Origin of the sequence: Streptomyces sp. NPDC057702, from assembly GCF_042799315.1 — a bacterium.
GTDB lineage: Bacteria > Actinomycetota > Actinomycetes > Streptomycetales > Streptomycetaceae > Streptomyces.
Map to the genome: position 1 here is coordinate 268,915 of NZ_JBHVJC010000004.1, position 14,796 is coordinate 283,710.

Here is a 14,796-nt window from a genome sequence, read left to right on the forward strand (position 1 = left end):
CCTGCGGGCGCCGAACCCCACCAGGGGGCGAGGCGGGGGTCCCCGCCGGGTGGAGGGGCCGCGGTGATCGCGCGTTGCGCGGATGGCGCGCTCGCCGGGCACGAGCCGGCGAGCGCCGACGCTTCGGGGGCCGGGGGTTGGCTGACCGCCGGCGCCGCCGGCCGGGGCCCGTACGGCGGGGCCGGGTCGGCGGTCCGCGTCGAGGACGGGTGTCAGCGGTCCGCGTCGAGGGCGGTGTCGGCGCACGCCCCCACGGGCTCCTCCGTCGCCGCCCCGTACCCAGCGGAGCGACCCCCGAGCAGAGCCCCGTACCGAACGGGCCGCGTGAGCCGTGGCCGGGTCGCACCGGGGCGGGTGCGGCGAGCGCTCAGCGGGGCGCGACCCGCCGACGCCCCGGCCCACCGCCCCGTACCGCCCGCTCCGTACGCAGCGGAGCGACCCCGTGTCGCCCGCCGCCCGGTACCCAGCGGAGCGACCCCGTACGGGTCACCTCACACGTTCTCGGACAGCAGCACCGCCCATGTGCCCGGCTCCAGCGCGTGGAACAGGTGCGGGAGGTCTCCGGGGTAGGTCACGGCGTCGCCGGGGCGCAGTTCGACGGGGTCGTCGGCGAGGCCCACGAGGGCCCGGCCGGCGCTCAGGACGACGTGCTCCACGATGCCCGGCGGGTGTGGCTCGGAGACGCGGGGTTCGCCGGGTTCGGCGGCGACGCGGTAGATGTCGCGTCGCGCGCCCGGCGGGCAGGTGGCGAGGAGGGTGGCGCGGTAGTCGGCCCGCGCGGAGAAGACGACGGGCCCCTCGCCCGCCCTGATCACCTGGACACGGGGCTTGGGCGGGTCCATCAGGCGGGAGAAGGGGATGTCCAGGGCGACGCAGAGCGCCCAGAGCGTCTCCAGGCTGGGGTTGCCCGTGCCGGACTCCAGCTGCGAGAGCGTGGACTTGGCGATCTTGGCCCGCTGGGCGACCTCCGTCAGGCTGAGGCCGGCCCGGTCACGTTCCCGGCGCAGAGCCGTGGCGATGGCGGCGAGAGGGGGCTTGTCGGGGTTCTTCCGCGTCAACGTTCACTCCATCGGTCCGCCGTTCGCCTTGACGAACGCCATGCGGCATGTTCATTATGCGCTCCATGCGTTCGATGTGGAGAACTCTGGAGCACGGGGTGCTGCGGGACATTGTTCTCGTCTGTCTGGCGATCGGCGTCATCGGCCTCTCGTACGGCGCGATCGCGGTCGCCTCCGGCTTCCCGCTGTGGGCCCCGGTCCTGCTGGGCGTGCTCGTCGTCGCCGCCTCCTCCGAGTTCCTGTTCGTCGGGGTCGTCGCGGCGGGCGGCAGCCCCCTGGCGGCGCTGTGCGCCGGGCTGCTGGTCAACGCGCGGCACCTGCCCTTCGGCCTGGCCGTCCCCGACGTGGTGGGCACGGGCTGGCGGCGCCTGGTCGGCACTCATCTGATGAACGACGAGACCGTCGTCTTCGCGCTGGCCCAACGGGACCCGTCGCGCCAGCGAGCGGCGTACTGGCTCTGCGGTCTCGGCATCCTGGTGTGCTGGCCGCTGGGGGCCCTGCTGGGCGGCGTGGCCGGGGCCTTCGTCGACGACACGGACGCGCTGGGCCTGGACGCCATGTTCCCGGCGGTGATCCTGGCGCTGGTCCTGCCCGCGCTGCGGGACCGCGTCACCCGGCGCGCGGCCCTCGCGGGTTCGACCCTGGCCCTGGCCACGACGCCCCTGCTGCCGGTGGGCCTGCCGGTGCTGCTGGCGCTCGTCGGCGTGGGCCTCGCGGTCGGGCGCCCCACGGCGGAGGAGGACACCCGGTGAGGACCACCCCCGCACTGGTCGTCGCGATGCTCGTGCTGGCCGCCGGAACCTACGCCTTCCGTCTCGCCGGCCCCCTGTTGCGCGCCAGGTTCGCCTTTCCCCGCGCGGTGGACAGGCTCGTGGAGCGGGCCGCCGTGGTGCTGCTGACCGCACTGGTCTCTACCACTGCCCTCTTCCAGGGACACGACGGGGCCGGACCCGCCCGCCCCGTGGGCGTCCTGGTCGGCGGCGTGCTGGCCTGGCGCGGGGCCCCGTTCCTCGTGGTGGTGCTGGGCGCCGCGGCGACCGCCGCCGGACTGCGCCTGCTCGGGCCCGCGCTGGCGGGCCTGTGACCACCGCACCCGCGCCCCACGGGGCCGGCCGAGGTCGCTCGGGGTCGGTGGCGAGCGGGGCCGGTGGCGAGCGGGGAGCACCGGTCAGGCGTCGCACGGCGCCCCGCGCCCCGCCCCGACCGGCGGGCGGGCCGCCCCCGGGCTGGGGCCGAATAAACGCGCTCAGGACGGGCCCTGGCCATTGGATAGGATGCAGGCAGCCTGCGAAGAGACACCGCCACGCCGCGTGTCCCCACGGCGTACGCCAGCAGGATCTGGACTCAGTTGCCGTGCCGCGCACGGCCCACAGCGGTAGAAATTGGGAGCATCCGACGATGACTCGACACCTGATCACCAGCGCGCTTCCCTACATCAACGGGATCAAGCACCTGGGGAACCTGGTCGGGTCCATGCTCCCGGCGGACGTCTACACCCGGTACCTGAGGCAACGGGGCCACGACGCCCTGTACATCTGCGCCACCGACGAGCACGGCACCCCGGCGGAGCTCGCCGCGAAGGACGCCGGGCTGCCGGTCTCGGAGTTCTGCTCGCAGCAGCACGCGGCCCAGAAGGCGGTCTACGACGGGTTCGCGCTCGACTTTGACTACTTCGGCCGCAGCTCCTCCGAGCAGAACCGCGAGATCACCCAGCGTTTCGCGCGGAAGCTGCACGAGAACGGCTTCATCGAGGAGCGGGCGATCCGCCAGGTCTTCTCGATCGCCGACGACCGCTTCCTGCCCGACCGGTACATCGTCGGTACGTGCCCCCACTGCGGCTACGACAAGGCGCGCGGCGACCAGTGCGAGAACTGCACGCGTGTCCTGGACCCGACCGACCTGATCGAGCCCCGCTCCGCGATCAGCGGCAGCAGCGAGCTGGAGGTCCGCGAGACCAAGCACCTCTTCCTCCTCCAGTCGAAGCTGGCCGGCGAGGTCGAGTCCTGGATCGACGCCAACGGCGACGAGTGGCCCCAGCTGGCCTCCTCGATCGCCCGCAAGTGGCTGACCGAGGGCCTGCACGACCGGTCGATCACGCGCGACCTGGAATGGGGCGTGCCCGTCCCCGCCGACACCTGGCCCGAGTTGGCGGCGGAGGGCAAGGTGTTCTACGTCTGGTTCGACGCCCCCATCGAGTACGTCGGGGCGACGAAGGAGTGGGCGGACCTGGAGCCGGAGACGCGCGACTGGAAGTCCTGGTGGTACGAGGCCGCCGACGTCCGGTACACCCAGTTCATGGCCAAGGACAACGTCCCGTTCCACACGGTCATGTTCCCGGCCATGCAGATCGGGACGCGCGAGCCGTGGAAGCGGGTCGACCACGTCAAGGCGTTCAACTGGCTGAACTACTACGGCGGGAAGTTCTCGACCTCGCAGCAGCGGGGCATCTTCTCCGACACGGCTCTGGAGCTCCTGCCGGCCGACTACTGGCGCTACTTCCTGATGGCGCACGCGCCCGAGTCGGACGACACCTCCTTCACCTGGGAGCTGTTCTCCGCCTCGGTCAACAAGGACCTCGCGGACACCCTGGGCAACTTCGTCAACCGGGTGCTCTCCTTCTCGCGCAAGCGGTTCGGCGACACCGTCCCGGCGGGCGCGGCGGCCGGCGAGGCGGAGCGGAAGCTGGGCGAGGAGGTCGCACGGCTGCTGGCCGAGTACGAGGGCCACATGGAGGCCCTCCAGTTCCGCAAGGCGGTGCAGGCGCTGCGCGCGCTGTGGAGCGCGGGCAACTCCTACCTGGAGGAGAAGGCTCCCTGGCTGCAGATCAAGACCGACCAGGAGGCAGCGGCGCTCACGCTGCGTACCGCGATGAACCTGATCCACCTGTACGCGGTCGTGTCGGCGCCGTTCATCCCCGCTTCCGCGCAGGCCATGCGGGGGGCCTTCGACCTGACGGACGACACCGCGACGTGGGTCACCGCGCAGGAGGCCCGCGCCCTGGCCTCCGTGCCGGCGGGCACCGCGTTCTCCGTGCCCCCGGTGCTCTTCGCCAAGGTCACCGACGACGACCTCGACGCCTGGCGCTCGCGCTTCGGCGGCCAGTAGGGGCTTGCCGGTGGGGCGGGGTCTGGGTCGGCCGGTGTGCTCCTTCCTGGTGCGTCACGGAGAGGCGGACTCCGCACGCCTCTCCGTGCTCGCCCCCACGTTCCACGGCAGTCGCCGTGACGTCGCGCCTCTGACTCGCGGGTCCGGCCCGCGTCGTCGTACTCCCGGCGGATCTCCCGCCACGCCCCCCTGAAGCGGCCTTACGGGCCCGTGAATCGACTGGACCCCGGCGTCCCACGACACCGCCACCGCCCACGGGTGTGCTCCAGTCACCGGACGACCCCGCGACCCAACGCCCGGCTGACAAACCTCGGCGAACAGCCCGTTTGACCCGGGCGGTTCGTTCGACCGGCTCGACCCGCTCGGCACGGACCACGGCCCGCCCGGCCCATCGAACCGCGAGGGGCACGGAGCAAGGCGGGCGGCGGCGCGGCGCGGCGGGGGCGCGGAGGGCGTCGCGCGGGGCTGCCGGACGGCGTGTGTCTCCTGGTACAACGGCAGGAGACGGAGCGACGCGGAGAGGCGGGGGCCGTGGGGGACACTGATGTGGCGGAGGTGCGATTAGCGGCGCACAGCGACCGCTTCGCGGCGGATGACGACCGCTGGCAGGCGCAGGTACTCCTGTTGCACGCGGCCCTGGTCGAGGCAACCGGGCTGGTGGAGCGCCGCCCCGAGCCGATCACGGAGGGTACGGGTACCAAGGGCGCGCTCTCCCATGTGGTGATCGGCCTCACCGGACCCGCCGTAGCCGGCACGGTCGCCGCCATCGCCGCCTGGCTCAGGCGGGACCGGGGCCGCAGCGTACGCCTGACCTGGTCCGTCGAGGGACGCGAGGGCGAGTTCACGGTCACCGGCAGCACGGTCGACAACGCGACACTGCGCACCGCCCTTGAGCACGGCCTGCGAGCGGCGACGGCGGAGCGACCGTCCGCCGACGAACCGACCGCCCCGGACGGCGCGCCACGTGACTGAGCCGGCGGGCGAGTTCCGGGCGCTGCTGATCGGCAACTCCGAGTTCTCCGGGCCGCCCGACGGCCCACGCCCCCTGCTGGGGCCACCGACCGACGTTCGAGCGTTGGCCGCCGCGCTGACGGACCCGGACACCGGGCTGCACGGGGGCGGCGGCGTGCGCACCGTACTGGAGGGCGACACCCAGCACATCAAGGAGGAGCTGGCTGACTTCTTCGAAGGTGCTCGCGCGCGCCAGCGACTCCTTCTCTACTACAGCGGCCACGGCCTGCTCGACCTGCACAACCGGCTGCGGCTGGGTGCCCGCGACACCACGCACGAGCACCTCCGCGCGCGCTCGCTGGAACTGCGGTACATCGACGAGCTGATCGACGACTGCGCGGCACGGTCGATCGTCGTGATCCTGGACTGTTGCTTCAGCGGGGCCGCCGCGGTCAAGGGAACGGACCCGGCGGCCCAACTCGCCGGACACGGCCGCTTCGTGATGACCAGCTCCAGTCACGCGGACACGTCGGCGGACGCCGCCGAGCGCGGTACGACGAGCCCCTTCACCCAACACCTCGTGGCCGGACTCCGGTCCGGCGCCCCTGACCGGGGCGGCTACGTCACGGCATACGACCTCTACCACTACGTCCACGACAGGCTACGCCCCTCCGGTCAGATCCCCCATGTGAAGACCCAGGCCGGGGTCGGCGCCATCCCGCTGGCCCGCCGTACACGGCGGCCGGCCCCGTCCAAGCCGTCCCACGCTGACGAGCGTGGTCGACAGGACGAACAGCGTCCGGAGCGGCAGGAGGCCGCCGAGTACGTCGATATCCGACCCCACCTGGTCGGTCACCACGGGAGTCGCACCGCGATGCCCGCGTACACGGACTTCAGCGGGATGGTGTTCGTCCAGCTTCCGCCGCACGGAGCGGGGATGCTGGCGGTCCACCGCGACGAGATCCTCGCGGCGAGCGAGGGCACTCCCGTCACCGCCGAGGTGTACCGCCGCGCCACGCTCTCCTGGCGCGGGGCCCACTCCGGGGTTCACGGCCGCAAGGTGGCCGACGTGCGATCCGAGCTCCTGGGCGGCGGCGTGGTCGCCTTCACCCTGCCGACCGGGCAGGGCGTCGAGTGGGCGGCGCCGCAGGTGCGGGTGTTCCGCCAGGCCAGGGAGCGGGGGCGATGGCCAGGTACCCCCCTGCCTCCCAGCCGCGCCCTGCTCGCCGAACTCAGGGCCGACAGCGGCTACCGACGTCTACGGCGCCGGGGCCTGCGGGGTGCGGCCTACGGCCTCGCGCTGGTTGTCGCGACGATGCTGCGGTACCCCCTGAGTGGCTTCCTCGGGCTGGGCGAGGCGACCTGCCTGGCCCTCGACGCCCTCGTGCTCCCCAGCGGCATCGCCGCCTTCGCGAGCCGGAGGACAACCTGGCGATTCATCCGCGTCCGGGCCGTGTTGCGCGGCTCCGGGCTGTACGCCGTGTCGATGGTCATGCGCACCGAGCGGTTGTCGGAGTGGTCCTCCGACGGCATCGTCGGCATCGAGCTGCACCCGCCGTGGGCATGGCTCGCGTACCCCGACGCGGCGCACACACCGCTGCTCCCACAGCACGGAAGTACCAACGCCTCCGGCGTCTGGCAGACGTCCGTAGGGGACTGGCAGTCACTCGCGGTGAAGCTGGACTCCGCGCACGGACGCTACGTCGATGGCCGGCCGGGGTCCGCCGTCGAACGCGTCGAGGTCATCGGCACCCCCGCGCCCGGCCGTTGGCTCGTCATCCGCACGCCCGACGGTCTGCTCTGGCCGAGGAACAAGGCCGTGCTCGGCTACCCAGGCCGGGACGCCCCCGGTCCACGCCTCTTTCGCGGCCAGTAGAGCAGGCGGAAGCGGCCCGTCGCATCTGTGGCCCCAGCCCGCCCCGCCCGGCCTGGGCGGCTCACTCGGCCGGCTCCACCCGCGTGGTCCGCCCGCCCTCGGCCCGCAGCCGCTCGGCCCCGGCGCGGGCGTACCGGGCCGCGGCCGTGGTGGTCAGGGTGGCGCCGTGGGCGAAGGCCGTCGTGAACGCGGGGGCGCCCAGGATGGCGCGGGCCGCCGTGGTGACGCGGTCGACGTCGCCGCGTTCGGCGGCGGGCAGCGGGGCGCCCACGCCCCGCCTGGCGGCGTCGGCCGCACCCAGCAGGCGGGCCGCGCGGGTGGCGCCCGGCGCGTCGCCGCGCAGGACCGCCGCGCCCGCGAGGCCCTCCAGGGCCAGTGCGAGGGCGCGCGGTTCGTCGAGTTGGCGCGCGACCGCCAGGGCGCGCAGGTGGTACGCGCGGGCTTGGGCCGCCTCGCCGCGCAGTTCCGCGACGAAACCGAGTTCGGCCAGTCGCAGATGGTCGCCCGCCGGGGAGGACACGTCCGCGTACCGCTCGCCGATGCGCGTCAGGTGGGCTTCGGCGGCGTCCAGGTCGTGCACGCGGCGGGCGCCGAGGGCCAGGCCCATCCGCGAGTGGATCTCACCGTAGGTGTAACCCTGCTCGACGGCGCAGCGGTGTGCCTGTTCGTGGAGTTCGCGCGCCCGCTCCCAGTCCTGGGCGAGCAGCGCGAGCCGGCCCAGACCGGACAGCCGCGCCGAGACCTCCGCCGCCAGCCCCAGCGACCGTGCCATACGAAGTCCCTCGTGCTGGCGGCGCTCCGCCTCCTCGTACGCGCCTCTGATCTCGGCCAGCGCCGCCAGGGGCGAGACGGTCTGGAGCTCGCCCCAGCGGTCGCCCAGGGCACGGAAGAGGTCGGCGCCGCGCCGTCCGTCGCGGTCGAGCGCCGCCAGGTCGCCGCGTACCAGCGCGAGCATCGCGCGCAGGCTCAGCGCGGCGGCCGAGCCCCACGCGTCCCCCGTGGCGGTGCACAGGGCCAGGGTGCGGGAGTTCAGCTCCTCGGCGTCGGCCGTGGCGCCCGCGCTGAAGAGGCCGTACGCGCACAGCCACAGGGCGTGGGCGCGGCGCGCGGGGTCGCGGATCGCGTCGGCGGCCCCCGGCTCCACGACCGCCCCGTGGTCGCCGGTGAGCAGGGCGAACGCGGTGTGCACAAGCGCGAGTTCGGCGTACGGGGCGGCGGCCGGCGCGTCCACGGGGCGGGGCGCGGGGGCGGGACAGCCGGGGCCGCCGGGGAGGGGTGGGCCCGCGGGGGTGGTGGCGCCGTTGGGTGCGCCCCCGGGTGCGCTCGTGGTGTCGGGCGCCCGCGCGACCCCGGGTGTCGAGGTGGCGCCGGGCGTCGAGGGGGCCGCGGGTGTTGAGGGGGCGCCAGGTGCCGGGGTGGCTTGGGAGGGTGGGGCGACTTCGGTCGGGACGGCCGTCGCGTGGCCCGGGGCGGGTGGGGAGGGGGCGGCCCCCGCGCGGTGGAGGGCGGCCTCGGGGTGGGCGGGGAGCGTGGCCCGTAGGGTGCGGCGGCCCTCGGTGAGCCGGCCGCGCAGGAGCCACCACCACGCCAGGGCGACGGCCAGCCGCGCGGCCCGGTCCACCGTGCCGGGCGGGGCGGGGCTCGCGGCGCTGTCGAGCGCCAGGCGCAGGTTCCCGGCCTCGGCGTCCAGCCGGGCGAGCCAGTCCCGTTGCGCGGCGGCACGCAGATGGGGCGCGGCGCGTTCGGCGAGTGCGAGGTAGTGGCCCAGATGGCGGTCGCGTGCGGCGTCGTGTTCCGCCCGCTCGCGCAACCGCTCCATCGCGTACGCGGCCACGGACTCCAGCAGCCGGTAGCGCCTGCCGGTCGGCGTGGCCACGACGGCCACCAGGGACCGGTCGACCAGTCGCGTCACGAGGTCGAGCACGTCCTGTGGGGCGACGCCCTCCCCCGCGCACACCGCCTCGGCGGCCGGCAGGTCGCAGCCGTCGCTGAAGACGGCCAGCCGGCGCAGGACGGCCCGTTCGGGGGCGCTGAGCAGTTCCCAGCTCCAGTCGATCACCGCCCGCAGCGTCTGCTGGCGGGCGGGCGCGCCCCGCTGGCCGAGCGTCAGCACGCGGAACCGGTCACCGAGGCGCGCGGCCAACTCCCGCACACCCAGGGCGCGTACGCGGGTGGCGGCCAGCTCCAGGGCGAGCGGGATGCCGTCGAGGCGGCGGCAGATCTCCACGACGGCGTCCCGGTCGACGAGGGCGGCCGCCTCGGGGTCGAGCGGGAAGCCGGGGGTGCGGGCGGCGGCGCGCTCGTGGAAGAGCCGCACGGCGTCGGCGGTCGACAACGGCTCGACCAGGAACACCGACTCGCCCGTCAGGCCCAGCGGTTCCTGGCTGGTGACCAGCAGGCGCAGGCCCGGCGCGGTACGCAGGAGGCGTTCGGCGAGTTCGGCGGCGGCCTCGACGACGTGCTCGCAGTTGTCCAGGACGAGCAGCGCGCGGCGATCCCGCAGGGCGGTGGCGAGACGGTGGAGCGGGGCGGGCGCGGGGGCGCCGCGTGGGGCGGGGGCGGCGTCCTCCCTGATGCCGACGGCCATGGCGACGATCTGCGCGAGTTCGTCGGCGCCGCCGGCGCGCACGCCGGCGAACTCCACGAGTCGGATTCCGTCCGGGAACCGGTCGCCGGCCTGCCGCTCCGCACCGGCCACCGCCAGCCGCGTCTTGCCCACACCGCCCGGACCGGTGAGCGTCACCAGCCGCGCCTCCGCGAGGCGTCGCGCGACGGTGGCGAGGTCCTCCCGCCGCCCGATCAGCGACGTGAGCGGGGCGGGCAGAGGCAGGTCACCACCGAACAGGCCGCCATCACGCCCGGATGTGACGTCCGCGCGGTACGGGGCGGGGGACGCGGTCGAGGCCGGGGCTGGGGTCGGGGCCGGGGTCGGGGTCGGGGTCGGGGTCGGGGTCGGGGTCGGGGTCGGGGTCGGGGTCGGGGTCGGCTGAAGGGTGCCGGAGGGGGCGTACGGGGCGTACGGGGCGGGGGTGGGGGCCGGTCGGGTCGCGCCCTCGCCGGGCGCGGGCGGGGTGTCGTTCCGGCCGGGGGCGTTTGCACCGTCCGGTGCCGGGGTGGGGGGCGCGGTCGGAGGGGGCGTGCCGTTGCCGGGAGGCGTCAGGAGGTGCGCGCCGCCGCTGGTACGGGGCGGGGCGGGCGGCTGTCCACCGAGGTGCGGGGACGGGGCGGCCGCCGGCTGGGACGGGGCGGGGGGCGCCGCCGCCGCGCGGGGCCTCGGTTCGCCTCCGGGTGTCGTGGACCCGGGCGGGCGGGCCGGGCCGGGCTGGTCCGCCGCGCCGGGCGCCGCCGGCGGAGGGAGCAGATGGGCGTCCTGCCGGAGCACCGCCTGGTGCAGTGCGCTCAGTTCAGGGCTCGGGTCGACCCCCAGGTCCGCCGCGAGGCGGTGCCGCAACTCCTCGTACGAGGCGAGCGCCTCGCTCTGCCGCCCCGCCCCGTACAGGGCCCGCATCTGGAGCGCGCGGATGCGTTCGCGCAGGGGATACCGGGCCACGAGGTCGGTGAGCTCGCCGGCGAGCGTGAGGTGGTCGCCCGTGGCCAGGCGGGCTCGCGCCCGTTCCTCCAGCGCGGACAGCCGTTGCTCCGTGAGGCGCCGCACGGCGCCGCGTACGAACGCCTCGTCGGCGAAGTCCGCGAAGGCCGGGCCCCGCCACAGGTCCAGTGCCGTGGTCAACCGCGCGGCCCGGTCCGCCGGATCCGGCACCCGCCGGGCCTCGGCGAGCAGGGCGCCGAACCGGGCGGCGTCCACCTCGTCGGTGACACCGTCAAGCCGCAGCCCGTAGCCGGGCGGTTGGCGCACCACCCGGTCCCGACCGACGACCCGGCGCAACTGACTGACCCGGGACTGTAGAGCGCCGGTCGGCCTGCCCGGCGGTCGGTCGCCCCACAGGTCGTGGACGAGCCGGTCGGTCGCGACCGGGCCACCGTCGTGGGCGAGCAGATCCGCCAACAGCGCCCGGACCTTGAGCTCGGGAACGGTGACGACCTCCCCCGCGTCGTCCCACACCACCAGTGGCCCAAGCACCCCAAACCGCATGCGCGTCACTGTATAGCCACCCCGAACACCCACCCGCTGACCGCCTCCCGAGCCCCACCCCGCACGGGGCGACGGTGCGACGGGGGCAACGGAGCGACACGGAGCGGGGCCGGCACGCCCGCTCCGTGCCCCGTACGGGCCGCCGGCGCGGAGGGCAGCGTGGCACTGCCCGGGGCGCGGCGCGGGAGGCGAGGTGGCGCTCGGGGACGGGCCGGGCGCCACGGGGCGTACGGGGCCTGCGGCCTGGCGGCGTACGGGGCCGCGAGCTGTGCGACGACAGGGACGCGGGGTCGGGTGTTCAGGGTGCGCGGCCGGGCTCACGGAGCACGGGGCCGGGCTGACGGAGCCACGGGGTCGTGGGAGATCGCGTCGCCCCCGTGGAGGCGTTCTCGCGGACGGGGCACGGGGCCACGGGGCGGACGGCGCACGGGGCATCGCACCGGCGGCGGACAAGGCGACGGGCGGCGTCCCGCGCGTACCCAACGGAGCGGAGCCCTGTCGTACGGAGCGAGGCGCCCGACCCGCCCAGGCCAGCGGAACGCGGCGCGGGCACTCCCCACGCGGAACAGGCCGTGCCCCCGGAGCCAGCGGGCACGGGACCGAGGCGCCGCCGTGCCGAGCGGGTAGCCGCGCGGCATCCGGGGTGGCGAAGGCGGGGCGCGGGCACGGGGCAAGGAGCCACGGAGCGCACGGCGCGGAGCGGAGAGCGTAACGGCACGAGGCAGGGAGCGGGCAGCCGCACGGCACGCCGGTGGGGAACCCCGGGAGGGGCGAGCGGTCACGGAGCCTACGGCGCGGAGCGGGGCACCACGGAACCTACGACGCGCGGCAAGGCCCCCGCCCCGCCAGGCCACGCACCGCCCGGGACGGAGCCTCGCCGCTCAGCGCGGCGGCCCTCCTCGCACGGTCCGGGGCAGCGCACCCGGACAGCGCCGCGCCCCGCACGCCCCATACGCCCCGCACACCCCGTACGCCCAGTGCGGCGCGGCCCCAGCGCCGCACCCCGCCCGGGACACGGGCCCACCACCCGGCGCCGCGCGACAGCGCCCCGCAGCACGCCGCGTGGTGGGCCCACAGCCGATCCGAAGGATTCCCGAAGCGGGTCCGCGCACAGTCCCACTGTCCGGATCACCCGACGCCCCTCCCCCGTCCCGTACGCCGCCCCCCGGCACCCTCGGGCGCCCCGACGCCCCTGGCCCACCCAACAACATCCGCACCCCCACACCCCCGGCAACCGCCCACCCGCACCCCACCCGCGTACGGCCGAACGGTCCGTCACCCGCAGCAGACCTGGAGCGCACCTCATGAGCACCACATCCGATGCCGCACCCGGCGTCGATTCCGAAGCCGACAGCCGGGCCGACACCGCCACCGCTCGCACGGCCGGTCCCACCGTGGACGCCGGCGGCGGAGCGGGTGGGCCGGCCGGTGGGCAGGAGCGGCAGGGGCTTCCGCTGCTGGCCCTGCTCGCCCTGGCCACGGCCGTCTTCATCACCAGCCTGACCGAGACCCTGCCGGCCGGGCTGCTCCCCGCGATGAGCCACGACCTGCGGGTGAGCGAGTCCGCGACGGGGCAGACGGTGACGATCTACGCGATCGGTACCGCGCTGACCGCGATCCCGTTGACCGCGGCCACGGCGGGGTGGCGGCGCAAGCGGCTGCTGCTGACCGCCATGGGCGGCTTCGCCCTGGCCAACACCGTCACGGCCGTGTCCTCGCACTACGCGCTGACGATGGGGGCGCGGTTCGTCGCGGGCGTCGCGGCGGGCCTGGCCTGGGCGCTGCTCGCCGGGTACGCGCGTCGCATGGCACCGGCCCACCTCCAGGGCCGGGCGATCGCCATCGCCATGGCGGGCATCCCGCTCGCCCTCTCGCTCGGCGTACCCGCCGGCACCTTCCTCGGCCGCGTGACCGACTGGCGGGTGGCGTTCCTGGCCATGACGGGGCTGACGGTGGTCCTCCTGCTGTGGATCGTCGCGGCCGTGCCGGACCACCCGGGGCAGGAGCGCGGCGAGCGGCCGAGGATGCTGGGGGCGCTGCGCGTGCCGGGCGTGACGCCGGTGCTGTTCGTCACGCTCGTCTTCGTGCTGGCGCACACCATCCTGTACGCGTACATCGCGGCGTTCCTCGACGACCTGGGCATGGGCGACGACACCGACCTGGTGCTGCTGGTGTTCGGCGCCGCCTCGTTGGCCAGCATCTGGCTCGTCGGCGCCCAGATCCACCGCCGGCTGCGCGCGCTGACCGTCGCCAGCGCCCTGTTGGTGGCCGTGGGCGCCGCGCTGCTGGCCACCCTCGCGGACCACACCGCACTGGTCTATGCCTCCGCCGTCCTGTGGGGCCTGGGCTGGGGCGGGGTGCCCACGCTGTTGCAGACCGCCGCCGCCGACGCGGGCGGGGAGGCGGCCGACGCCGCGCAGGCCATGCTGGTCACGCTCTGGAACGGGGCCATGGCGGGCGGCGGCGTCCTGGGGGGCGTGCTGCTCGGCTCCGTCGGCAGCGACTCCTTCCCGTGGGCCGTACTGCTGCTCCTCGCACCGGTGTTGGCCGTCGTCCTGGCCGCGCACCGACACGGCTTCCCCGCCAGCCGGCGCACGGGCTGAGCCGCCCGGGCGCGCTCCGACGGCGTGGGCCGGGCTGCCGTCTCCGTCCGGCCACTCCCACTCGACGCCGTACACGCCCGGGGCGCACGGGGTGGACAGCAGGTGCGCCGTGTGGAAGGCGTCGGGGGTCACACGGTGTCGGTACCGGGGTTCGGCGCCCGGCCGTTCGCCGTACCGGCGCCAGCGGTGCGTGGGCAGCGCCCGTGGGTGGAAGCGCGCCCGGAGCGGACAGCTGGTCGGCGAGCCGGTGGCACGGCGGTCGTGGCGGTGGGAGGCGCCGGACGTGGACACGGAGCGCGGGCGGTACGCGACCACCGCCGTCTCCGTTCCTGGCCAGTGCGCGTCCGAGCGGGGCCGCGGCGCTCACGCGGCCCAGGTCGGGCAGGAACCGGGCGGGCACCGACGGCCCGTGCGGGATGGCGAGGTCGATCGACTCGGCGTTCGGCGCGTCCGGGGAGTGGATGACGGCCAGCTCCCCGACGCCGTCGCGGAGGCCGCCGACCACGGTGGTGACGTTGGTCTCCCGGACGTGGCGGTGTTCGTCGAGGGTCACGGTCTCGTGGACGACCAGCCGTCGCGGGTCGGCGTTGAGGTGGGGGAAGGCGTCGCCCGGTATCCGCTCGACGTCGGGGCCGGGGCGGTAGACCCGACGGACAGCGGCCGGGTCGTGTCGTGGCGCGCGCCCGCGCGGCCGGTTGGGTCCCAGCGGCGGGCGCGGGGTGTCGGGTGGCAGGCGGAGCGGCGGCTCCAGCGCGTCGACGGCGCGCAGCGACCGGGGCTTCCCGGGCCGGCCGCGCCCGCTCCGCCCGTAGCTGAGGGTGGCGAGGCTGACCGAGATGCGCTGCGCCCGGAGGTGGTGGCGCACCCGCTCCGGGGACAGCCTCGCACCGCTTGCGGGCGTGCCGGAGGACGGCGGCGAACGTCGCGTCCGGGCCGTGGGCGTGGAGGGCGTTCGGCACGGCTTCTTCCGGCGGACACGGGGGCGGTCGGCGCCCACGCCTGGCCCGTACGCGGGGCACGGGGGCGACTCGACGGCGGTCAGGCGGGGGGACGGTGCGCGGGAGTGTCGCCGCCACGGGCCGCCCACCCTGTGCGGGGGGCGGCCCGTGG

At 75.7% G+C, this 14,796-nt stretch carries 8 protein-coding genes; 6 read left to right on the top strand and 2 right to left on the bottom strand.

Annotated features, from left to right (window positions below):
* Window positions 1–491: 491 nt before the first annotated feature.
* Window positions 492–1,058 carry a helix-turn-helix domain-containing protein gene (locus ACFVFR_RS04600; protein WP_383698035.1) on the bottom strand — a complete coding sequence of 189 codons (567 nt, stop codon included), beginning with the start codon at window positions 1,056–1,058 and terminating at the stop codon, window positions 492–494.
* 65 nt (window positions 1,059–1,123) lie between these two features.
* Here ACFVFR_RS04600 and ACFVFR_RS04605 point away from each other — a divergent pair, with 65 nt between their 5' ends.
* From ACFVFR_RS04605 to ACFVFR_RS04625, 5 genes are all read left to right on the top strand, one after another.
* On the top strand, window positions 1,124–1,810 hold the full coding sequence (locus tag ACFVFR_RS04605) for an AzlC family ABC transporter permease (RefSeq protein ID WP_383698038.1): 687 nt from the start codon (window positions 1,124–1,126) through the stop codon (window positions 1,808–1,810).
* Window positions 1,811–1,836: 26 nt separating this feature from the next.
* Complete coding sequence (locus ACFVFR_RS04610) at window positions 1,837–2,142, top strand: AzlD domain-containing protein (RefSeq protein ID WP_383698078.1); 306 nt, start codon at window positions 1,837–1,839, stop codon at window positions 2,140–2,142.
* 314 nt (window positions 2,143–2,456) lie between these two features.
* Entirely contained in the window at window positions 2,457–4,163 is a 1,707-nt protein-coding gene (gene metG / locus ACFVFR_RS04615; protein ID WP_383698039.1) for a methionine--tRNA ligase, read from the top strand.
* 531 nt (window positions 4,164–4,694) lie between these two features.
* Window positions 4,695–5,135 carry a hypothetical protein gene (locus ACFVFR_RS04620; RefSeq protein WP_383698041.1) on the top strand — a complete coding sequence of 147 codons (441 nt, stop codon included), beginning with the start codon at window positions 4,695–4,697 and terminating at the stop codon, window positions 5,133–5,135.
* Complete coding sequence (locus tag ACFVFR_RS04625) at window positions 5,128–6,990, top strand: caspase domain-containing protein (protein WP_383698043.1); 1,863 nt, start codon at window positions 5,128–5,130, stop codon at window positions 6,988–6,990. The genes ACFVFR_RS04620 and ACFVFR_RS04625 overlap by 8 nt, the downstream gene beginning before the upstream one ends.
* A 61-nt stretch (window positions 6,991–7,051) precedes the next feature.
* Here the strand turns inward: ACFVFR_RS04625 and ACFVFR_RS04630 are convergent, their stop codons facing one another.
* Window positions 7,052–11,083, bottom strand: a complete 4,032-nt coding sequence (locus ACFVFR_RS04630; protein ID WP_383698044.1) for a BTAD domain-containing putative transcriptional regulator — start codon at window positions 11,081–11,083, stop codon at window positions 7,052–7,054.
* Window positions 11,084–12,387: 1,304 nt separating this feature from the next.
* Between ACFVFR_RS04630 and ACFVFR_RS04635 the strand changes: the two genes are divergently transcribed.
* Window positions 12,388–13,686, top strand: coding sequence for an MFS transporter (locus ACFVFR_RS04635; RefSeq protein ID WP_383698046.1), 1,299 nt, complete (start codon window positions 12,388–12,390; stop codon window positions 13,684–13,686).
* Window positions 13,687–14,796: the final 1,110 nt, after the last annotated feature.